Origin of the sequence: Rosistilla carotiformis (genome assembly GCF_007753095.1) — a bacterium.
In the GTDB taxonomy this organism is placed as follows: domain Bacteria; phylum Planctomycetota; class Planctomycetia; order Pirellulales; family Pirellulaceae; genus Rosistilla; species Rosistilla carotiformis.
The window spans coordinates 6740738-6762294 of the sequence record NZ_CP036348.1; the positions used below are offsets into that span (position 1 = coordinate 6740738).

General features: G+C 58.2%; 22 protein-coding genes and 1 riboswitch. Of the genes, 8 read left to right on the forward strand and 14 right to left on the reverse strand.

Translation table 11 applies throughout. From position 1 onward, the window contains the following. Positions 1 to 3: 3 nt before the first annotated feature. The 4 genes from Poly24_RS24280 to Poly24_RS24295 are packed head-to-tail and all read right to left on the reverse strand — an operon-like array spanning position 4 to position 4521. A complete protein-coding gene (locus Poly24_RS24280) occupies positions 4 to 1080 on the reverse strand; it encodes an SAM-dependent methyltransferase (RefSeq protein WP_231753326.1) in 1077 nt (358 codons plus the stop codon). Further along, positions 1059 to 2300 (reverse strand): SAM-dependent methyltransferase, encoded by a 1242-nt coding sequence (locus Poly24_RS24285; protein WP_145101759.1) that lies wholly within the window; start codon positions 2298 to 2300, stop codon positions 1059 to 1061. Before Poly24_RS24285 ends, Poly24_RS24280 begins: the two co-directional genes overlap by 22 nt. Beyond that, complete coding sequence (locus tag Poly24_RS24290; RefSeq protein WP_197452146.1) at positions 2297 to 3154, reverse strand: DUF1365 domain-containing protein; 858 nt, start codon at positions 3152 to 3154, stop codon at positions 2297 to 2299. Before Poly24_RS24290 ends, Poly24_RS24285 begins: the two co-directional genes overlap by 4 nt. After that, complete coding sequence (locus Poly24_RS24295; RefSeq protein ID WP_231753327.1) at positions 3151 to 4521, reverse strand: NAD(P)/FAD-dependent oxidoreductase; 1371 nt, start codon at positions 4519 to 4521, stop codon at positions 3151 to 3153. The genes Poly24_RS24290 and Poly24_RS24295 overlap by 4 nt, the downstream gene beginning before the upstream one ends. Positions 4522 to 4732: 211 nt before the next feature. Between Poly24_RS24295 and Poly24_RS24300 the strand changes: the two genes are divergently transcribed. The 3 genes from Poly24_RS24300 (at position 4733) to Poly24_RS24310 (ending at position 7037) form a co-directional block, all read left to right on the forward strand. Then, entirely contained in the window at positions 4733 to 5596 is an 864-nt protein-coding gene (locus Poly24_RS24300) for a sigma-70 family RNA polymerase sigma factor (protein WP_197452147.1), read from the forward strand. Further along, a complete protein-coding gene (locus Poly24_RS24305) occupies positions 5593 to 6600 on the forward strand; it encodes a thioredoxin domain-containing protein (RefSeq protein ID WP_145101765.1) in 1008 nt (335 codons plus the stop codon). Before Poly24_RS24300 ends, Poly24_RS24305 begins: the two co-directional genes overlap by 4 nt. A 221-nt stretch (positions 6601 to 6821) precedes the next feature. Next, a complete protein-coding gene (locus tag Poly24_RS24310) occupies positions 6822 to 7037 on the forward strand; it encodes a type II toxin-antitoxin system HicB family antitoxin (protein ID WP_197452622.1) in 216 nt (71 codons plus the stop codon). 27 nt (positions 7038 to 7064) lie between these two features. On the opposite strand, the gene Poly24_RS24315 is transcribed toward Poly24_RS24310, so the two are convergent. From Poly24_RS24315 to Poly24_RS24330, 4 genes are all read right to left on the reverse strand, one after another. Beyond that, entirely contained in the window at positions 7065 to 7409 is a 345-nt protein-coding gene (locus Poly24_RS24315; RefSeq protein ID WP_197451443.1) for a type II toxin-antitoxin system PemK/MazF family toxin, read from the reverse strand. Continuing rightward, entirely contained in the window at positions 7406 to 7621 is a 216-nt protein-coding gene (locus tag Poly24_RS24320; protein WP_145101769.1) for a hypothetical protein, read from the reverse strand. Before Poly24_RS24320 ends, Poly24_RS24315 begins: the two co-directional genes overlap by 4 nt. 129 nt (positions 7622 to 7750) lie before the next feature. Next, complete coding sequence (locus Poly24_RS24325; RefSeq protein ID WP_145101771.1) at positions 7751 to 7975, reverse strand: ribbon-helix-helix domain-containing protein; 225 nt, start codon at positions 7973 to 7975, stop codon at positions 7751 to 7753. A 119-nt stretch (positions 7976 to 8094) separates the two neighbouring features. After that, positions 8095 to 9624 carry a sulfatase family protein gene (locus tag Poly24_RS24330; RefSeq protein WP_145101773.1) on the reverse strand — a complete coding sequence of 510 codons (1530 nt, stop codon included), beginning with the start codon at positions 9622 to 9624 and terminating at the stop codon, positions 8095 to 8097. 198 nt (positions 9625 to 9822) lie between these two features. On the opposite strand from Poly24_RS24330, the gene Poly24_RS24335 reads away from it, so the two are divergent. Beyond that, the gene (locus tag Poly24_RS24335; RefSeq protein WP_145101775.1) at positions 9823 to 11061 is read left to right on the forward strand and encodes a PQQ-binding-like beta-propeller repeat protein; all 1239 of its coding nucleotides are present in this window, start codon (positions 9823 to 9825) and stop codon (positions 11059 to 11061) included. A gap of 14 nt (positions 11062 to 11075) precedes the next feature. On the opposite strand, the gene Poly24_RS24340 is transcribed toward Poly24_RS24335, so the two are convergent. Continuing rightward, positions 11076 to 11429: a DUF4870 domain-containing protein gene (locus tag Poly24_RS24340; RefSeq protein WP_197452148.1), complete on the reverse strand. Its 354-nt coding sequence runs from the start codon at positions 11427 to 11429 to the stop codon at positions 11076 to 11078. Positions 11430 to 11624: 195 nt separating this feature from the next. Next, positions 11625 to 11842: riboswitch (cobalamin riboswitch) on the forward strand. Positions 11843 to 12024: 182 nt separating this feature from the next. Between Poly24_RS24340 and Poly24_RS24345 the strand changes: the two genes are divergently transcribed. Continuing rightward, a complete protein-coding gene (locus tag Poly24_RS24345; protein ID WP_197452149.1) occupies positions 12025 to 12918 on the forward strand; it encodes a DUF1559 family PulG-like putative transporter in 894 nt (297 codons plus the stop codon). 58 nt (positions 12919 to 12976) lie between these two features. After that, complete coding sequence (locus tag Poly24_RS24350; RefSeq protein ID WP_145101777.1) at positions 12977 to 13312, forward strand: hypothetical protein; 336 nt, start codon at positions 12977 to 12979, stop codon at positions 13310 to 13312. Positions 13313 to 13641: 329 nt separating this feature from the next. On the opposite strand, the gene Poly24_RS24355 is transcribed toward Poly24_RS24350, so the two are convergent. Genes Poly24_RS24355 through Poly24_RS24375 form a run of 5 tightly spaced genes read right to left on the reverse strand, consistent with a single transcriptional unit; the run spans position 13642 to position 17317 of the window. Next, positions 13642 to 14535 carry a DUF58 domain-containing protein gene (locus tag Poly24_RS24355; protein ID WP_145101779.1) on the reverse strand — a complete coding sequence of 298 codons (894 nt, stop codon included), beginning with the start codon at positions 14533 to 14535 and terminating at the stop codon, positions 13642 to 13644. 23 nt (positions 14536 to 14558) lie between these two features. Then, positions 14559 to 15587 carry an AAA family ATPase gene (locus Poly24_RS24360; protein WP_197451446.1) on the reverse strand — a complete coding sequence of 343 codons (1029 nt, stop codon included), beginning with the start codon at positions 15585 to 15587 and terminating at the stop codon, positions 14559 to 14561. 33 nt (positions 15588 to 15620) lie between these two features. Further along, positions 15621 to 15953, reverse strand: a complete 333-nt coding sequence (locus tag Poly24_RS24365; protein WP_145101781.1) for a hypothetical protein — start codon at positions 15951 to 15953, stop codon at positions 15621 to 15623. A 2-nt stretch (positions 15954 to 15955) separates the two neighbouring features. After that, complete coding sequence (locus tag Poly24_RS24370) at positions 15956 to 16573, reverse strand: methyltransferase domain-containing protein (RefSeq protein ID WP_145101783.1); 618 nt, start codon at positions 16571 to 16573, stop codon at positions 15956 to 15958. A gap of 27 nt (positions 16574 to 16600) precedes the next feature. Further along, on the reverse strand, positions 16601 to 17317 hold the full coding sequence (locus tag Poly24_RS24375; RefSeq protein WP_145103461.1) for a sugar phosphate isomerase/epimerase family protein: 717 nt from the start codon (positions 17315 to 17317) through the stop codon (positions 16601 to 16603). A gap of 175 nt (positions 17318 to 17492) precedes the next feature. On the opposite strand from Poly24_RS24375, the gene Poly24_RS24380 reads away from it, so the two are divergent. Both Poly24_RS24380 and Poly24_RS24385 read left to right on the forward strand, forming a co-directional pair. Then, positions 17493 to 20270, forward strand: a complete 2778-nt coding sequence (locus tag Poly24_RS24380) for a hypothetical protein (RefSeq protein ID WP_145101785.1) — start codon at positions 17493 to 17495, stop codon at positions 20268 to 20270. A gap of 134 nt (positions 20271 to 20404) precedes the next feature. Then, complete coding sequence (locus Poly24_RS24385) at positions 20405 to 21544, forward strand: site-2 protease family protein (RefSeq protein ID WP_145101787.1); 1140 nt, start codon at positions 20405 to 20407, stop codon at positions 21542 to 21544. Positions 21545 to 21557: the final 13 nt, after the last annotated feature.

Sequence of the window (21557 nt, forward strand, 5' to 3'; positions counted from 1 at the left end):
TGCTCATCGTTCGAACAGATAATGGGAAACGAACCACTCGTTGCCGCCGTTGAAAGCAAACAACTCCTCGCACGCCATAAAGAACATTCGCCAGCGATTCTGCCACATGATCGCGTGGTCCTCGCCGTAGGTCTGTTTCAGAATCGGTAATAGCGATTCGCTGCAGCGGTCGTGATTCTCCAGCCACGCCCGGCTGGTCTTCGCATAATGCATGCCGCTCCATCGCCACTTCTGGGCCAAGGTCAATCGTGACCCGACGCTTTCCAATAGGTTCTCGCTGGGCATCATTCCACCGGTGAAGAAGTAGCGTCCCATCCAATTCTGCTCGCCGTCGGAGCGGAAAAGGTAAGGCGTTTGCTTGTGACAGAAAATATGCACAAACAGCTTCCCGTCGGGGGCCAGCCAATCGTGGATCCGGTCCATCAACTTGCGGTGGTTCCGCATGTGTTCGAACATCTCGACCGAGACGACGCGGTCGAAGGTGTCGGATGGTTGGAAGTGATTGATGTCGACGGTAAGCACTTGCAAATTCGTGAGCCCCGCGTCGCGAGCTCGTGCGGTGATGAACTCCCGCTGGGAATGGGAATTCGAAACTGCGGTGATCTGGCTGTTCGGGTAATGTTCCGCCATCCACAGCGACAGCGATCCCCATCCGCACCCGAGTTCTAAAATGCGCATGTCATCTTCCAGTTGCGCGTTCTCACACGTTTCGCGCAGGGCCTGCTCCTCCGCCTGTTGCAGCGATCCGATGCCTTCGGTCCAGCGGCAGCAACTGTACTTCAGCCGTGGTCCCAGCACCTCTCGAAAGAACTCCGCCGGGACTTCATAATGCTGATCGTTTGCCTTCTCCGGCACGACGGCGATCGGTTGCGGACGCGTCGCTCGCAGAAAGGCTTCGCAATCGTTGTCGTCGGCCAGTTCGTGAAGGTCGCGCAGCCGCGAACGCAGCAACCGCCGGATGCCAGCCCGCAGCAGCGGATCGGGCAACCAACCGGCTTCCGCCTTCCGCGTCAGGAACCCAAAAAACGATTGCAGCGTGCTCTCATGGATCGCTGGATCTACCGCTTCGGTTTGTCCCACACAACTTGAACAACTCGAACCGCCTGTTCGCTGAACGCCGCTTCGCAATAACACAAATAGTACTCCCACATCCGAATAAAACGATCATCGAAGCCAAGTCGCCGCACATCATCCAGCCGCCGCATGAACCTCTGCCGCCAGGCGTACAGCGTGCGTGCGTAATGCGGCGAGAGATCTTCGATGGTATGCAGCCGCAGATCGGTCGTCTGGCCAACCGCCTGTTGCATCGCAGCGACCGACGGCAGGAAGCCGCCCGGAAAGATGTACTTCTGAATAAAGTCGACGCCCTGGCGATAGGCGTCGTATCGCGATTCGGGCATCACGATCCCCTGCAGCACAAACCGACCGCCGGGCTTCAACAGTCTGCCGCATCGCTCGAAAAAGGTCTTCAGGAATCGCTCGCCCACCGCTTCGATCATCTCGATCGAAACCAGTTTGTCGTAGCGGCCGACGAGATCGCGATAGTCGCTGTCGAGCAGTTCGACGCGATCGGCGATCCCGGCCGCTTCAAATCGCTGGCCAGCTTTTTGGTACTGAGCCGACGAGATCGTTGTCGTCGTCAATCGAACGTCATAGTTCTGGGCCGCATGCAAGGCGAAGCCGCCCCATCCGGTGCCGATCTCCAGCACATGATCCTGCGGCTGCAGATCCAATTTCTCGCAGATCCGCTGCAGCTTCGCCTCGGACGCCTCGCGGAGCGAAAACGTATCCTCGGCGAAGTAGGCCGAGGAATACATCCCCGTCGAGTCGAGGAACAAGTCGAAGAATTCGTTGCTCAGATCGTAGTGCGCCGCGATGTTGCGGCGACTGCCTCGCAACGTGTTGCTCGCCAGTTGGTGAGAATACCGAGCAGCGCGACGCGTCAGCTTGGCGATCCACGACGTATCGCCAGACGCCTGGCGATCGTTGCGATACAGGATCCGCAGCAACGTCGTTAGGTCGTCGGTCTGCCAGTGATTGCGAAGATAAGATTCCGCGAACCCCAGCGATCCGCCGGTTGCCAATTGAGAATAGAAGTCGGGCTCGCGGACGTTCAGGCTGGCCTGCAAACCATCCTCCGCCATCGTTCCGAGTGTGCGTTGTTGGTGGCTGTCGGAAAAACGGACGACGCCCCCGTCGGCGGTCGCTAACCAGTCGAGCATCTTGCCGCGAGCCGAGCGTTGCAGCCAGGAGAGCGACGGAGCCGCGGGGTGTGGAAGCGTGGTTGCAGTCGTACTCATCGAGATCCCTCGCGTTGGCGGCCTGGATGCGGGACAAACGGAACTTTCTTCCACCACAATCGCAACGCTTGCCAATAGATCGCTGCGACCACTTGGAAGGTCATCAAAGGAAAACGGACGACGACCCAGACCAACCGGCGGTAGGAAAACGGTTGGCGTTTCAGTTGCAGTGTCGCATCAAAAACTTGCGTCGCTTCGTCGAAGTTTTCGATCTGCACCGACAACTGCTGGGCCGGCGTGGAGATTCGCCAGCGATACATCATCTGCATCGGCATGAACGGCGAGACGTGGAACACTTTGCGGCATTGATGGCGATGGATTCGTGAATCCCCATAGCACGGAATCACATAACAATGACGCTCGCCCCACGGCGTGTTGGTGACTTCGGCAACGATCGCTTGCAACCGTCGACCATCGGCGTGATAGCAGAAGTAGAACGAGGCGGGATTAAACGACAGACCGAAGAATCGCAGATGGGTCAGCAGACGGATCGGCCCGGTGATCGTCAAGCCGATCTGCTGTTGAACCAAATCGCGGATGCAATCGGCCAGCGGACGTTCGGGATCGCCCCAGTAGTCGCTGCGGCGAAAACGGAGCAGACTGAATCGTGAAGTGCTGCAGAACAAGGGGAAGCGAAACAGCGAATTGACTTCGTCCAGATCGATCATCGCTAGGAACAACGAATAACAGAACTGGTGTCCGACGGGGACGAAGCGGCGGTGCCGGATCGTACCGAAATACAGACAGCTCGATCGAGCTGGCGGCGACAAGTCGCTCGTCACCTCCGCGGCCGATTCAACTTCGAGTTCACTGATCAGCGAGGCGTCGCTTGGAATGGCGGCCGATGCGTTCACGATGACTTTCCTCCACTGGCCACCGCCGCGGCTGCTGGTTGCGATCGCAACGAGGCGCCAGGCTTTTCAGCCGCCGGTTGTTCCGGAAGAGAATGCTTGGTCTGCAGCGACCAATCGGGGATGCCAAACTCTCGGCAGACCGCCAAACCGCTGACCACTCCGTCCTCGTGAAACCCGTTGCGCCAATAGGCTCCGCAAAACGAGGTCCTACGGCGGCGAATGACTTCGCGGTGCCGCTTCTGAACCGCCGAGCGTTGAACCGTAAACAGAGGATGCGAATACTTAAACCGAGCGATCACCTTCTCCTCTGCAATTCGCTGATCTTCGTTTAACGTGACACAAAACGTCTGCGGCGAATCGATCTGCTGCAACAGATTCATGTTGTAGGTCAGCGTCGGCCGATCGACTTGCGTTTTGGGAAGGTGGTAATTCCAACTGGCCCAAGCGCGGCGACGTTTGGGCAGCACGCGCTCATCGGTGTGCAGGACCGCTGAGTTATCGCTGTAGGGAAACGCCGACAATAACTCCGTCTCCAGCGGATCGGCATCAGCCAGCAGTCGCAACGCTTGATCGCTGTGGCAAGCGAAAACGATCTCGTCGAAGATCTCCTCGCCCCCGCGAAAGCTCACTCGCACACCATCGGCTTGGCGGCTGACCGATTCGACAGGGCAAGCCATGCGGATGTTGTGGCGGAACGGTTCGACTAACCTCTCGACATACCGCATCGATCCGCCGCGGATCACCTGCCACGTCGGCCGGTCTCGCAAACTCAACAGACCGTGATTGACATAAAACTCGAGAATGAAACGGATGGGAAAGTTGGCGAAGTCGGCGCAGGGACAGGACCAAATCGCCGCTCCCATCGGCAACAGATACTGCTGTGCAAATTCATTCGAGTAGCGATGTTGGGCGAGGAACTGGCCGACCGTCTCGTTTTCGGAGACCGTTTCGAGATGCTGAGGCCCCTCGCGATTGAACCGCAAAATGTCGCGAAGCATCCGCAGGAAGGAGGGCCGAACAAGATTCCGCCGCTGGGCGAAGACTCCGTTGAGCGAGGTGCCGTTGTATTCCAGACCAGTCCGCTCGCAACAGACACTAAAACTCATCGACGTCGGATCGGTCGGGACGTCCAGATCGCGAAGGATGCGTGTGAAGTTGGGGTAGGTGCGGTCGTTGCAGACGATGAACCCGGTATCGATCTGGTAGCGTTGTCGGCCGGTTTCCGCCGTCCCGACCTCGACCTCGTGCGTGTTGACGTGACCGCCCAGTCGCCAATCGGCTTCGAAAACGACGACTTCGTGGATCGCGGAGAGCATTCGCGCTGCAACAAGTCCCGAGACTCCCGATCCGACGATGGCGATTCGCACATTCAACTCCGCTGAAATTTGCTGGCGTCACGCGATGCTGCGGACACCCACTTCTTTGTAGAGCGAACTGCCGGATTGACCAACGAAATTCTTGGTCCCGCCGAGAATCACTTTAATTTTGTGGTCAATTCAACGCGTGCCGCTATAAAGGATGCGGGGTCGAGAGTCGGCCGGCTCCCCCACTCCGTCAATCCACTTACTGGAAATCGACTTGGGCCGTTCAGAAATCGCTTACATTCCGAACGAAGACTTTGACACGGCGTCCGAACAAGACTTCGCCGAGATCGATGGTCAGTTGTATGCTGACGAAGAGGAGTCCGGACGCAGTCGCCGCGATGCCGAAGCGTTCTTGATGGCGGTCGAAGCGTCGCGATTGTTGACGGTCGAAGGCGAACGTTTTTTATTCAAGCGTTTGAACTTCCTGCGGTTCCGAGCCAACGCCTTGCAAGCGTCGCTGGGGCGTGGGCGAGCCGCTAGGCGGAGTCAGCAGGAGATCGATCGGCTGCTTTGCGAAGCGAACCAGACTCGCGATCAGATCGCTTGTGCGAACCTGCGGTTAGCCGCTTCGATCGTTCGCAAGTATTCGAACTCGCAAGACGATTTCGACGAGTTCCTGGCCGAGGCGAATGCGATTTTGCTGAACGCTGTCGACAAGTTCGATTACTCCCGAGGCTATCGCTTCAGCACGTACGCGACTCACGCGATCCAACGACATATTTACAGGTTGCTGCAGAAGACGCGGAAGGTTCGCGATCGCCAAACGGCCGACGGCAACGACCAGATCCTGCAGATCGAAGCGTCGCCCTATGTCGGCGAAGCGGCTTGCGAAGACGCAGCCAAAGCGATGAAGAAGCTGATCGCTAGTTTTGATCGCGTGCTGGACGATCGCGAACAGGAAATTGTCCGCCGCCGATTTGGGCTGAATGCATCGGGCAAAGGGGCGTCGATGCGAGCCATCGGCGACGATTTAGGGATCAGTAAAGAACGCGTCCGACAGCTCCTGAACAGTAGTATCGAAAAGCTGGCCAAAATTGCTGAGCCGCTGGAATCCATTCTTCAACAAGACCGTCCATGACATACGCAGACGTTCCTATCGATCGGGATTCCATCAATCCCGCCTACAAGCCACGAAGTTGGATGCGGTACGCGCTGCGCGGTGCGGCCGTCTACCATCTCGCCTGGGGTGCGTTGGCGATCGCCATGCCCGCGACGATGCTCGGCTGGTTGGGTGCCGACGGCGACGGATTAGCCCTCACCCTCTGGCAATACATCGGCTTGCTTGTCGGGCTGTTTGGAATCGGGTGCGGGATCGCATCGCGAAACCCGACCGGGCACTGGCTGCTGCTGACGATCGGGTTGATTGGAAAGATCTTCACAGCCACAGGATTCGCGCTGGCGTTTTCCGCCGGGGCGGTCCCTATGGCGATCGGTTGGACTGTGCTCACCAACGATCTGATATGGATGGTTCCATTGGCGTTGATTCTTTGGGAATCGGCGCACACCGCCCATGCCGTCGATTCGGCTCACAGCGAACCGGAAGCCGACGATCCGATGAACGATCTGCGGACCAACACCGGCAAAAGCTTAAACGAACTGGCCAACGCCCACCCGCAAATGATCGTCTTCCTGCGCCATGCCGGCTGTACATTTTGCCGTCAGACGCTGGCCGACATCTCGCTGCAACGGGCGTTGATCGAAGCGACGGGATGCCGTTTGCTGTTCGTTCACCTGGGCCCCGAAGACGCTCAAGCGACCGAAGTCTTTCGCCGCTACGACGTCGACGACGTCCCCCGAATCTCCGATCCGAAGTGTCGGCTGTACCGTCAGTTTGGCCTGGAGCTCGGCGGCTTCTCGCAACTGTTTGGTCTGCGAGTCTGGCTGCGAGGCTTGATCTATGGAGTCGTCAACGGACATGGGATCGGCGCGATCCAAGGCAACAGTTTTCAGATGCCGGGAGTCTATCTGTATCACTGCGGCATGATCCTCGACGGCATCCGCCACGAACTCGCATCGGATCGCACCAACTACGTCGACTTCGCCCGCCAGATCGAACAATCGCCCCCCGCAGTCTCCGCATAGAGGCGAAGCAGGTGGGCGGTTTCTCAAGCGATTCACGGAAAAGATTTGCATTGCGTCCTTCCGGCATCCGGGGATGCATCGATGACACGACGGTATCGAACCAACGAATAGTCGCTTGCCTGCGCAGGTCCAACGCACGACAATTGTTAACAGAGGCTTTTCACTGCGCTCCCGATCGCCCCGCACAGCGCACACCTGAATCCCCGTTCGAAGGAATTTGCATGCTGACTCCCAACTTCAATGCAGTAATTCGCCGTGATGGCCAATGGTGGATCGGCTGGATCGAGGAGATTCCAGGCGTCTATTCACAAGGTGCAACTCGCGATGAGCTGATAGCGAACCTACGCGATGCGTTGGCGGAGGCGATCGAATTGAATCGCGAAGACGCTCGAAGAGCTGCAGGCGAAGCATATGAAGAGGTGGCGATTCAACCGTGAAATGCCCGCTCTTAACAGTGAACGAGATCAAATCGACCGACCCAATAGTTTGCTCAACTCATTGAAAACGGCTTCGCAACCGGCATCGCCGATGTGCCCCATCTTCTCGCGGATACGGCCTCGGTCGATCGCTCGCAATTGAAACACCAACGCAACGGAAGCCTTGCCCAACCCGCTTTCTGACGATGCGGCAATCGTCGTGGTTCCTGCGAACCGCAACGCTCGAATTGCCGTGCTCAGCGGCACCACCAGCGCTGTAGGTAGACCTCCCGCATATCGATCTTCCTGCATGATGATGGCGGGGCGACGGCCATGTTGTTCCCGACCATTGGCCCGCGGAAAATCGACCCAATGAATGTCGCCGACATTCATTGCTCCTCTGCCTCCCATTTTTCGATCATCGCCCACGCTTCATCGCTAGCTTGATCCCATGCCTGCATCTCGGCACGCAGTTCGGCCGGAATCGATTCTGGCTCGACCACGATCTCGACATGCGTCCCTTCAGCCAACTGCTGGGTTGCTTGCGGAACAATCACGCCATCTTTCACGATCCCAGGAATGCTCGCTCGACTATCTGTGGACATCTTTTCACTCCGATCAGCTATCTGTTCCGTCTCCGCCGACCAAACTTGAATTACTCAAGCCTGATGATTCCCTACCGGAACCTTTTAACCTAGCATAACTGGACGTCCGCCCTTAAGTCCACAAAGAAATCAGGACTGCGGACGTTGGTCGAGATCGGCAAACACTTCGTCGCCGTTTATGCCCAACCCCGCATCCAGTTCAGCAATCCCCTTCTGGATGTCGGATCGCAACTGTTGCCGGCCCATCAACAATCGCACGCCGTCGACAACGGCCTCATTTGCCGAATCGTATTCGCCGGAGGCGACGAGCCCCTCAACAAACTGCATTGCTTCGCGTGGTAGTTCGATGTTCATCCCATACCTCTGCTGTTGAGACCAGGAGACTGAATGCGGTGTCTCACTCGGTCTCCTTGATTCTACGCCACCGAGATTCGATTTGACAGAATCCGCTTGGTATTACCCAAACCTCAAGCCTATTTGTCGACGCGGCCTGGCGGGCGGGCACCGGTGGCGGGGCGTTTGGTCAGTTTGTCCCCCAGGTCGTTGCGAGCGGCTTCGGCGTGCTTCTGCAACATCGCCACGACTTCGGGATGTTGGTCGATCACATTCGTCGTTTCGTTGACGTCGTTGTCGAGGTCAAACAATTCGAGCCCGATCGTTGTGTGCTGATAGTTCGTCGGCAGACCATCGGTTCCCCCCGGCTTGCCAGCAAGCGTTCGGTAGCGATGTGGAAAGTGCAACTTCCAGCGATCGTTGCGAACCGCGTGCAGTTCGCCTCCGCTGTAGTAACAGTAAAACGCTTCGTGAGGCGATTTCGCTTGCCCCTCTTTGTCGAACATCAGCGGAGCGATATCCTTGCCGTCGATCTTGTGCTTAGGCAACTCGGCACCAATCAAATGGGCGACCGTCGGCAGGATGTCGATCGTCGACGCCAATTGGTCACACGTCGTCCCGGCGGGAATTTTTCCAGGCCACTTCATTAACGTCGGCACGCGGTAGCCTCCCTCGAACATCGTTCCCTTCCCTTCGCGGAGGCTCGTCACGCCGGCGTGATCGCCGTACGACAACCAGGGTCCGTTATCGGAGGTGAAGATCACGAGAGTATCGTCCTCGATGCCGTTCTTCTTCAGCGCCGCGTTGATCTGCCCAACCGACCAATCGACTTCCATCACAACATCGCCGAACAGCCCACGCTTGCTCTTCCCTTTGAACTTTTCCGAAACGTACAGCGGGACGTGAACCATGCTGTGAGGAACATACAAAAAGAAGGGCTTGTCTTTGTTGCGTTCGATAAACGAAACCGCTCGCTCGGTGTACTGAGTCGTCAGTTGCTCCTGATCCTCGCCGCTGACCTGCGGATTGATCGTTTCGTTCCCTTCGATCAACGGCAGGTGTGGCCATCGTTTCACACGTTGTTCCATCGGCAGATGCAACACGTCGGGATGGTAGGGCCACATGTCGTTGCTGTAAGGCAAACCGAAGTATTCGTCGAAGCCATGCTGCAGCGGCAGGAAGGGTTTCAAGTGCCCCAGATGCCACTTGCCATAGATCGCTGTCGCGTAGTCTTTCTGTTTGCACAGTTCCGCGATCGTCATCTCATTGGGATTCAATCCCGCCTTGGACCCAGGTCCATACGCGCCACTGATCCCAAGCCGGCGGTTGTAACATCCGGTCATCAGCGCAGCTCGCGACGCCGAACAGACGGCCGACGAGACGACAAAATCGGTAAACCGACGCCCCTGCTGGGCCATCGCATCAAGGTTCGGCGTCTCGATCCCCTCGGCACCAAACGGGCCGATGTCTTCGTATCCCATGTCGTCGATAAAGATCAACACCACGTTGGGCAAGCGCTCCGCTGCGGCGGCGCGTTGCGATGCCGATCCGCCGACCAACAGACAGATCAACAAACTCAGCGGTGTTGCGATCGCTGCCGTCCATGTTCGGATCGCCCGCGGTCGGCGATGAATTCCCGACGACTGGATTGGAGGGTGGCTAGAGAGCATGGAAATCCCGGGTGGCTGAAGGTCTTGGGGGTGAGGTGGGAACCAAAATCGGCAGCCCCCAGTTTTATTGCTCAGCCGTCCCCGGTCAATTCCCGGCCGTAATGGAGGCGATTGGGTTGCGAGTTGCCACGTTGACAATCATGGTTTAATCTCAGTGATCCCTCCCAAACCTGTGTTGAATTCCCACCGAGGTGCCCTGTGAAGTCTATTGCTGCGTTGATCATTCTGTTGCTGGCCAGCGCCGCGGTCGCCGAACAACCGTACTGGAACCAGTTCCGCGGCCCCGATGGCGACGGCAAAACCGCGGCGACAGGGCTGCCGGTCACCTGGAGCGATACCGAAAACGTCGCCTGGAAGACGCCCGTTCACGGCAAGGGATGGTCCTCGCCCGTCGTTTGGGACGACCAGATCTGGATGACGACGGCATCCGAAGATGGCAAGCAGATGTCGGCGGTCTGCGTCGATTTCAACAGTGGCAAAGTCGTGCACGATGTGCCGCTGTTCGAAAACGCCGAACCGCGATACTGCCACCCGCAGAACAGCTACGCCTCGCCAACCCCGGTCGTCGAAGCGGGCCGATTGTACGTCCACTTTGGCAGCTACGGAACCGCGTGTGTCGATACGACCAAAGGTGCCAAGATCTGGGAGCGACGCGATCTGGTCTGCAACCACTGGCGTGCTCCCGGATCGTCGCCGGTCCTACACGGCAACCTATTGATCGTCGCCTACGACGGATACGACAACCAATTTGTGATCGCGTTCGATAAACAGACCGGCGAGACCGCGTGGCAGGTCGACCGAAACATCGAATACGGAACCGACAACGGCGATCACAAGAAGGCGTACAGCACGGCAAAGATCATCCAACACGAAGGCCGATCGGAAATGATCAGCCCCGGCGCTGTCGCCACGATCGCGTACGATCCCGAAACCGGCAAAGAACTGTGGAAGGTTTACCACGGCGGAATGAACGCGGCCCCACGTCCGCTGTTCGCCAACGGTTTGGTCTACATCACTGGCGGCGCGAATGACCTGGGTTTGATCGCCGTCCGTCCCGGCGGCACCGGCGACGTCACCGACTCCCACATCGTCTGGGGCAAGGGGCGTGGAATGCCCAAACGCGGATCGCAGATCATCGTCGACGACCTGATGTTTGCGATCACCGACGACGGGATCGCGATCTGCTTGGACGCCAAGACGGGCGATCAGATCTGGAAGCATCGACTAGGCGGCGACTTCTGGGCCTCGCCGCTGTACGCCGAAGGTCGCATCTACGGCTTCAACAAAGATGGCGACTGCCCCGTGTTCGAAGCGAGCGACAAGTTCAAACTGCTGGCCGACAACAAGCTACCCGAGACGATCTGCGCGTCGCCCGCGGTCGTCGGCAACAGCTTGATCATCCGCACGCAGTCGCACCTGTACCGGATCGAAAAATAGCGGTGGCGCTGCGGTTACTTCAACAGTCGCAGCGTGAAGGGATAGCGATACATCTCTCCTTCGTTCGCAGCCAGGGCGGCCCGGATTGCGAAGTAGACATGGAAGACGACCAGCCCCAGGCCCAACGGAGCTGTCAAAAAGATCCCAAAACCAAAGGTCAGGAAGGTGGCGGCGACCAGCGCGATACCATACAGCATCACCGAGATGTTGAAGTTCAGCGCCTCCTTGCCGTGCGCGTCGACAAACGGCATCTCATCCTTCTTTAGGATCCAAACGATCAACGGCCCAAAGATGCTGCCCAGACCATTGGCCAGGTAGCCCAAAAGGCCGCACAAATGGCAAGCCATGGCAATCGTGTTCGCATTCATGCTGTGATTCCTCCGTCTGATTCCGTCACCCAAACACCCGACAATCCCGCCGCACCGTGCGGTGCTTCTAATGACAATTCGCCATTGCAGCGACAATCTTGGATGATTGCAGGAAACGGAGCGCTCGCCAACTACTAATAGCAATCTGGCACACCCTCCGACAAATCAGCGATTGACGGACACAGGCCCGCTGTTAGAATCGAGCCCGACATGGGTGCCGAGCGTCGACTTGTGGTCCGTTCGGAGAATAGGGAAAACGGTGCAAATCCGTTGCGGTCCCGCCGCTGTAACCGGGGACGAGGCTTAAATCACTGCCACTGTGACCGATGCGATCACGATGATCGCGGTTGCGGGAAGGCATAAGCCAAGGCTGAACCGGGAGCCAGAAGACCTGCCCAGCTGTCATCGCACAATAGCGTCGTACCCTCGGGGAACAGGGAGCGGACGTGATTTTTTGGTTGCGCTCGCGTTGCAACGGCACTGGCCGGCAATCGTGCGAGCGACGAAAGATCTCGATCTTCGCTCCTGTTCTGCGCCGTAGGGACCGCGAACCGTAGAGCCACCGTGGCAGTCGGCTCGAAAGATCTTTCCATCCATGAAAATGAACAATACGCGCAGCGCCGGCTTCACGCTGGTCGAACTGCTGGTCGTGATCGCAATCATTGGCATCCTCGTCGGATTGCTATTGCCCGCCGTACAACAAGCCCGCGAGGCAGCTCGCCGCATGCAGTGCAAGAACCGGCTGAAACAGATCACTCTGGCACTGCATAATTATGCCGACACCTACCGCGAAACGATGATTCCCTACGTCGTCGAAGATCAAGCGCGGATCAATTACCTGGCGACCTATTCGGGATCGCAAGGCAAGGCGCAGTTCTGGTTCGGAACCGTCGACTACGATCAACCCGATCCGAATCAACAACTCGATTACACCCTAGGCCCCTTGGCTCCGTTCATCGAGACCAGTTACACGTCGTTCCAGTGTCCCGATTTTGGCCCCGGACAGATGGACACGGTGAAATACGGTTTTCCCGCATCGGGCTTTGGCTTCAACGGCCACTACCTTTCGCGATCCTCCGGGATCGATTGGTTGCCGCCGACATACGCCGCGGCCCCCAATCCCGAACCGATGGTCCGTCGTTTTGCTGAAGTCCGTTCGATGAGTGCAACAGTCGCTTTTGCCGACAGCGCCCAAGTCAAACTTGTCTCCTTCTCGCCGCCAGCTTACAGCTTTGAAGAGAACTGGCTGCTGGAGCCTCCCAGCCACAACTTTCCCTCCGTCCACTTCCGTCATCACGGCGCTGCGAACGTTGCCTTCCTGGACGGACACGTCGAATCGCGAGAGCGACACTTTAGGATCGACGTTCCTGGCACCAACTATATGTCAGCAGAACAAGCTGCATTGATCGACGAGAAAAAGCTGGGCTACGTCAGTGAGGGTCACCTGGACGACCCTGCGTTGCAAGACGAACTGTACGACCGCGAGTAGGCGATCCAGTCCGCTGAGTTCCTATTCGCACCCAACGCCTTCCCTGGAAGTTCGATCGATGTTCGCCAAAGTAAAAATCCGCCAAGCTGCCGCCTGCCTATTGCTGCTAACTGCCATCGGCTGCGGCGAGACCGCACCGCCGGTCGCCGAGGTCACTCAATCGGTCTACGTCGACATCGACACGATGCAAGCGGTTGTCGCCGACACCGTCACGCAGACTCCCGCCATCCACCCGGTCACCGGCAAACGGACGCTGCAACCAGCACTCTATTGCCCCAAGTGCGAGCGTTGGCACGCGATCCCATCGGTCGAACAGATCAACCGACAACCCGGCGCCACCCGCTGCCCCAAGACCGGCGCCGAAATGACCGCCGACGGCCCTTTGCCCGAATAGCGTTCGGCGGCCAATGGGCCGCAAAGCGGTCGCATTCGTTCCGCAGGCCGGGCCGAAGGCCAGGCGATTTGCATAGCCCAGGCCAGCGGCCTGGGAACACATCGCGCCCCGGGCACCGCGAGGGCCAACGGCCCGGCGATTTGTTCGCCGATCGATCCGAACGCAGCAAATTGCCGGGCCGTTGGCCCTACCGATCAAATGCTGCGATTGCCATTCCCAGGCCGTTGGCCTGGGCTAGGCAAATTGCTGGAGCTTCGCCCCGCCATACCCAAACCAGGCTCCAAACCCAACCGGACTCCAAACGTTCCGACGGCCATTGGACCGGAGCTCTAGAACCGCGATTGACGGCTGGAGAGGTATTCCGTGAGTGCTTTGTCGAAGGGCATGCTGGTGTCCAGCGGCACGTAATCGACTCGCAACTTGCTGCACCGCTCGCGGTAGCCTTCGCGAAACTCTTCGATCGCTTCCAGGTAATCCTGGCGGATCTCGGTCGCGTCGACGGGCATCTTCTGTCCCGTTTCGGGATCCTCGAATTCGACAGGCCCATCGTAGGGAAAATGGACTTCCGATTCGTCCAAGATGTGAAACAGAATCACATCGTGGCCGGCGTGTCGCAGTTGCGCCAGAGCTCGATAGACCGGTTCGGGATCGCCCAGCAGATCGGAAAAGATCATCAACAGACTGCGGTGCGGCAACATCGCCGCGACGCGGTGCAAGCTGTCGCCGAGGTCGGTCTCTCCTTCGGGCTTCAGCCGCGACAACTGGGCCAACAGATCGGTCACCTGGCTGCGACGACTGCGGGCCGGCAGATTCGCTCGCAACTTGTCGCTGAACGTCAGCAGCCCCACCGGATCCTGCTGCATGATCATTAGATAACAGAGCGAGGCGGCTAGGCAGATCGAATATTCAAACTTCGAAAACTGCTGGCGATGCGTAAACCCCATCGATCGACTAAGGTCCATCATCAGATAGCCGGTCAGATTCGTTTCCGATTCGTATCGTTTGACGTAATACTTGTCGGTCTTGGCGTAGACCAGCCAATCGATCGTCTTGGGGTCGTCCCCTTTGCTGTAGCGGCGATGCTCGCTGAACTCGACCGAAAACCCGTGGTACGGGCTAGCGTGCAGGCCCTGCAAAAAACCGCGAACGACCATCTGAGCGCGTAGATCCAGACGCTTGATCTGGTTCAGAACTTCCGGCTTCAGATAGCTTTCGGCGGACATTGGGTTTCGAACCTAACGGTGGATCATTGAGCGAACTTGGGGGCTTCGGGAACGGGGACGTCTTTGATCAGTCGAGCGACCAAGTCGTCGGTCGTCACCCCTTCGGCCTGGGCCTGGAAGTTCGTGCTGACGCGATGCCGCAGGATCGGAACTGCCACGTGCCGCATATCGTCGATGTCGACGCTGAAGCGTCCATCCATCGCGGCGATCGCTTTGCCACCGTTGATCAGAAACTGACCAGCTCGCGGACCAGCACCCCAGTCGACCATCTCCTTGATGTAATCGGGAGCCGACGGATCGCGAGGCCGCGTGGCGCGGACCAACATCGATGCGTATTTGATCGCATAGGGGCTGACCGCCACGCTTTGAACCAACTTCTGCACATTCAGAATCGCCCGCCCCGACAGGACCTTGTTCGGTACCACGATCTCGCCGCGGGTGGAGTTGGTCAGGATCTGCTCCTCTTCAGCCGCCGACGGATAGTCGACTTTGATGTTGAACATGAAGCGATCCAGTTGAGCTTCGGGCAACGGATACGTTCCCTCTTGCTCGACAGGATTCTGCGTGGCGATCGTAAAAAACGGATCGGGCAGACTGTAAGTCGTATTGCCGACACTGACCTCGCGTTCCTGCATCGCTTGCAGCAGCGCCGCTTGGGTCTTGGGCGGAGTCCGGTTGATCTCGTCGGCCAACAAGACGTTGGTGAAGATCGGGCCTTCCATAAAGCGGAACTCGCGGCGGCCGTTGGGATCCTCTTCCATCACGTTGGTGCCGGTGATGTCCGACGGCATCAGGTCGGGAGTAAACTGGACCCGCTTGAAATCGACGTCCAAGATCTTCGCCAGCGTGCTGACCATCAACGTCTTGGCCAGGCCGGGGACACCTTCGAGCAGACAGTGGCCACGGGTGAAGATCGCCGCCAGCAATTGCTCGACAACCTCGTTCTGCCCCACGATCACCTTGCTCAATTCCTGCCGCATCGTCTGTTGATGCTGAGCGAATTCTCGCAGCACGTCGCCCAGGTTGCGTGGCTTGTTGGTCGGAGTGTTCATGCGGCGTACCTGCCTGAGGGTTGGGTGGTTCCGTTACTCTTTCGCCAGCGACTTGACGAATTCCACAAAGATCTCGATCTGCTTGGGCGATTCGATCCGGTCGATCACGCGGTACAAATGTTTGGCGGTCCCAAGCTGCTTGCCGTCCAACGGAACTCCGCCAGCCAACAGGTCGCCGATCGTGCCGCCGCCGGTCGTCTTCAGCGTCCGCCCGATCTTGCCACCTTGAGTCATCGCCCAAAAAGTGGTCGCGGCGTTGGTGCTGTCGCGATCGGTCGCCACGTCGGATCGAACCGTGTCGCCTTGCAGCGGTCCGTCGCGGAAGTGAAAGATGATCACGCCACCTTCGATTTGATTCACAGTCATATTTATCTGGGCACTTTGCGAACGAGTCTCATGTCGTAGGGGCCGCAAAAGGTTAAAAAGCAGGCCCCGTTTTCGGCGTACTTTTCAAACACCGTCTCTAAAAAGTCGCCTTCTCCCGGCCAAGGGTAGGCGAAGATCAGATCGAAGTCATCCACATACAAACCAATTTCCGGATACACACTATCCTCGGAATGTCCCAGCGAGGGTAGCCCCAGGTCGTCGGCCAGTCGCTCGCTGCCATCGGGCAGAAAGTTTCCGTGCCACAATTCGACCGATGCCTGCAAGTCGGCGATCGTACGCCGCGCTTCGACGATCAGATCGGCTTCGGCTTCGATCCCGATCACGTCCCAGCCCAGTTCGTCCGCCAAGCAGCTGACAACAGCAAATCCGCAGCCCCATTCGCAGAAGCGATTTCCCGAGACGATCCGCTGGCTGCGGATCAGGTCGAGCGACTGGTGGACCAGTTCAAAATCGGAGGCGACAAACTGTTCGATCGGCGCGCGATCCCAACGATCTTGAAAACGCTGGATTCGATCGCTCGCTCGCTGCAGCCAATCGGTCGTCGCCTGCGGGGGCACGCGGTCCAGATCGATCGGCAGGTCGATTTCAATCAGAGGCACAGAGGGGGACTTTCGAAGGTTGCCAGCTTACATATTGGCCAGATAACCGACTGCATCGGTGATCTCGGCGATCGGATCGGCAGCGCCGCTGCGTTGAACCACGACCCAACCTTGATAGTGATGGTTTTCCATGTAGCCAAGGATGTCATGAAAATCGGCCAGTCCTTGCCCTAGCGGAACTTCGATCCCGCGGCCGGCTGCCAGATCTTGAACTCCATCTCGAGCGGTGATCAGACGAATCCGATCGCCCAAAGCACGAAGGGCTTCGCCGGCGGAGAAGCGGTTGATGATCAGATTGCCCGGATTAAAGGCGACCGGCGTAAACGATTCCTCGTTGGCGTCCAACAACCGCAACAGATCCGCCCCCTCTTCGGTTCCCGTTTCGGGAGTCAAGAAGGCGCCGATGTGTGCGCCATAACGATTGATATCATCCAACACACTGCGCAGATGATCCCAAGCGGCGCTTTCGGGATCGCTGGGAACTTGCCCGATTTGGTTGACGACCACATCGGTCCCCAACTGGAACGCCATCCGCAGCGTCTGCTTGGTCGCTTCGACGCGGCGGTCCAGATCGTCGAGGACGTCGTAGCCGCGGCGGGTTTGAAAACGGATCGAACTAATCCGCAAATTCAGATCATCCAGCATCTTCCGGAACTGGCGAACGCCTGTATCGGTTAGTTCGGCTGGACGCAGCTCGGTTCTGGCGTCGATTTCGACAGCACGGGCGCCCATCTTTGCCGCCATAAGCAAAGCTTTCTTAAAGGGCAGGTTCAGAGATCCCAGTCGGACGGCGATACGAGTTTGAGACACGTGTTTTCGTTAGACTCCGCGTGGTGAGGCCCGCCCCAAAGGTGCCAGGCCGAAACAAGAAGGCGCCACTTTAAGCCGCAGCTGAGCTAATAGAAAGTGGATTGAGATTTTGAAACGAAAATCGCACCGAAACGCATCGATCGCCCGCTTGTCGATCGGCGGGTTCGTTCCGCCGCTGGCGGCACGATGGGTCGCGATTTTCGTCACCGCAATTTTACTCCCCACACCCTTCGCTGCGAAGGGAGCCCCCTCGAGCGCGGAAACGGTCACCCAATGGTCGTTTGAACAAAGCAACGACGTCAACTACGACAACTGGCCCGATAATTGGCGGCGCCGCCAAGGGCCGCAGTATCCGGCTTATCTGTCGATCGAAATCGTTCCCAAATCGACCGAACTGATGGAAGCCGCGATCCGCGCGGACCATCAATTTGCCCCCTACCGAAAACTCGCCGAGCAGTTGGGGATGCCTCGCGATTGGCTGTTTGCCGAACGGATGGTCGACCGCTATCTGAGAGTCCAGTTGAACGGTGGCGCTGCGGTCGTCCAGAGCCCACCGATTGCTGTCGATTCAATTTACAGCTATCGCTTCGTCGGTTCGATCTTCACCCAAGGCTTGCAACACGATTCGGCTTGGATTGAATTCCTGTTCGTCGACGCCAGTGGTGAGGTGTTGGCAACGCACGCGACCCCAAAATTCAGCGGCGACACCGAATGGACTCAGATCGCACTACCGACGGTTCCGCCGCCTCAGGACGCCGCGAACATTCTGGTTCGATTGCACGTCCAGCCGCGCGGCGAAGCGGACATCTACGGCGAAGCGGGCTTCGATAACATTCGCATCGAACGCCTGCCGCAATTGCAGGTCACCACCGACCAGCCGCGCGGGCTGTACGCGGTCGGACAATCGGCGACCGCGACCTGCCACGTTTCGGGTTTGGCGGAAGTCGTGACGCGACTGCGATTCCGTTTGCAAGGCCCGCAAGGGGAAGCGTTGTCAGAATACGAAGCACCGCTGGACGACGCGACGGCAAAGCACTTGCATGGCCCGATGCCTGCGACCGACGGAAGTGCCGCGAAACAGACGCTTACCCAATCGTGGCAATTGCCGAAACTGGGGCCTGGATTTTATCGCGTCTATGTCGACCTGTACGCGCAGGAAACGCAAACCCACACCGCGACCGCGACCCTTGCGGTCTTGGAAGAGCTGACGGGGCAGAGTGGACCGTTCGGGTGGACGCTCGGTTCGGGACACGACCCGATCTCACGCCGCGAACTGCCGCAATGGTTACATTCGTGTGGCGTCGGCTGGGTGAAATATCCTTGCTGGCTGGATCCAACCGACACGCAAGGAGCCGACGATTTGGCGTGGATGATGGAGCGGTTGCAGGAACGGGGCATGAAAAGTGTGGGGATGTTGGATCAACCGCCCCACGAACTGCGGACCCACAACGACCCGCGCACGCGGAAACCGCTTGCGCCACTGCTGCGCGATCCGACCGACTGGCAGCCACAACTGGAGGCTTTGCTGACACGACTCTCGATGCGGACTACGTGGTGGCAGATCGGGGGCGAAGGTGATCACAGCTTCTTGCGACACCCGAATCTCGCCGATACGGTCGACGAGATCCGACGCGAGCTGCAAGGATTCGGCCAACCGATCCGTGTGGCGTTGTCATGGCCCTGGTTGGATCCGAGCCCTAACGATTCCACCGGTGGCTGGAAAGCAATTTGCCTGACCGAAAATGAACCCTACACGACAGCTGAATTGGATGCGAACCTGCAGGCGATGAAATCGGATGCGTTGGAAAAGTGGATCACGTTGGATCCACTGGACGCGGGACGTTATCGCCTGGAAGATCGGATTCGCGATCTGGTCGGACGGATGCTCACGGTGCGCCGGCATCAAGTGCCGGTCGCGTTTATTTCCGATCCCTTCGATTCAAAACTGGGCGTCTTGAATCCCGATGCGACCCCCGGTGAAATGCTGCTGCCGTGGCGTACGACCGCGACCCTGATCGGCGGACTGCAACACGAAGGTTCACTGCAGATGCCCAACCGCAGCGAGAACGTCGTGATGTCCGATGGCGAGCGGGCGGTGATGGTGGTTTGGAACACGACCCCAACAGAAGAACGAATCTATCTTGGCGAAGGCGTTAAACAAGTCGATGTCTGGGGCCGATCGAAAGACGTGGCGACCGACGAAGACGGTCGACAGATCGTTTCGGTGGAAACGCTCCCCACCTTTTTGGTCAACGTCCATCCCGCGGTTGCCAAATTCCGCCTGGCCGCTGATCTGCAACCGACCCGTTTGGAAAGTCTGCCCGGCCGACAACAAACACTCCAATTGCGGTTGAGAAACACCTTCGATTCGGCGCTCACGGGGCGGTTTACGGTGCAAACGCCCATCACCTGGGATTCTCCACCCCAACCGACAACCGTCAACGTCGCGGAGGATGCGATCGTCGATGCCACCGTCGACGTGGCGCTTCGCAGCAACGCGGCGATCGGCCGCGAGCGAGTCCGCTTCGACTTCCTGATCGATGTCGAAAAACGGTTGCGATTTAGCATCTGGCGTGATCTGGACGTCGGCCCTGAAGACATCCAAATCGATCCCAGCATTCGCTTCGATCCGTCGGGCGCCTTGGTGGTCTCCGTCAATTTGATCAATTTGTCCGACCGCCAACAGGACTACAATTGCTATATGTTGACCCAGTCGCAGACGCGGCGACATCAGCGAAACCAATTGACCGTGGGTCCCCAGCAGCAAGTTTCCAAAGACTTTGTCTGGGATAATGGCAAGGAATTGCTGGGAACCACGATGACCCTGCAAGCTGAAGATCGCAACAGTAAACGGGTCCTCATCTACCCGATCGTGATCGAGCATTGATATCCAGTGGCTGGCAGGGGTCGGGCGACCCGGTATGCTGAAGCGAACGCTTCAAGTGCCCTCACACGGCTCGATCCGCTAGTCTGCGAACGAAAGTTCCCATCCCTCAAGTCCCAGTAATTTAGAACTCATCCATGATGTCTCGCCGCTTCAAGCTGGGAACCTTTTTCGGAATCGCACTGTTCATCCATTGGAGCTTTTTCCTGATGCCCGCGCTGGTGGCGTACAGCGAATGGAGCAATGGAGGTCGCTTGATCGATGTCCTGCTGACCCTTGGCTTTGTCGTGCTGTTGTTCGCCTGTGTGATCCTTCACGAATACGGTCACGTGCTCGCCGCCCGCGCCTTTGGCGTCGGCACCCGCGACATCACGATGCTGCCGATCGGCGGCGTCGCCCGTTTGGAACGGATGCCCGAGGAACCTTGGCAAGAGCTGGTCGTGGCGGTCGCCGGTCCCGCGGTCAACGTAGTGATTGCGACAACGTTGGGGATTGGGATCATCGCGGTCTACGGTTTTGATCTAAGCGGCAACGGCGAAAGTAATATGTTCGCCCATCGGTTGTTCGCGGTGAACATCGCGTTGATCGTGTTCAACATGATCCCCGCATTCCCGATGGATGGCGGACGCGTCTTTCGGTCGGTGGCATCGATGTTCACCAACCATCGCCGGGCAACATGGCTTGCGATGCGGCTGGGACAAGTGATTGCGATCGCGCTGTTTGCATTGGGACTCACAAATTTATCCAGCATGCCATTTTTACCCTTCATCGCCGCCTTCATCTTTTGGGTGGGGATGATGGAATATCGTCAGGTCGACATCGCTTCGCAGGTCAAAGATCTCCGCGTCCGCGACGCAATGCTGCGACAGTTCTGTGTTGCGTCGATCGACAGCACCGTGGCGGAATTCGCGCAGCGCGCCGCCGATGAATTGCAACGCGCCTTCCCCGTGGTCGACAACGGCGTCTACCGCGGCTTATTGCCGATGGAACCACTGGCCATCGCGATGCAGACCGCCGCGGGGCAACAGCGGACGGTGGGTGAGATCATGCGTTGGGAATCGATCACCGTCGACGAAAACGATCTCCTGGAAGAGGTCTTGGTCGGCATGCCTCGCGACGCCACGCAAGTTCCCGTTCTCGATTCGCAAAACAAAGTTGTCGGCCTGCTGGACACCGACAGCTGCTTACGCCGCGTCGCGTTGCGCTCGGGAGCGTCGAACCAACCTGCAGCCCCCGTCAGTATCGACTATTATTCACCTCCTGGAGACGAACGTTAGCCCACCCACCTCA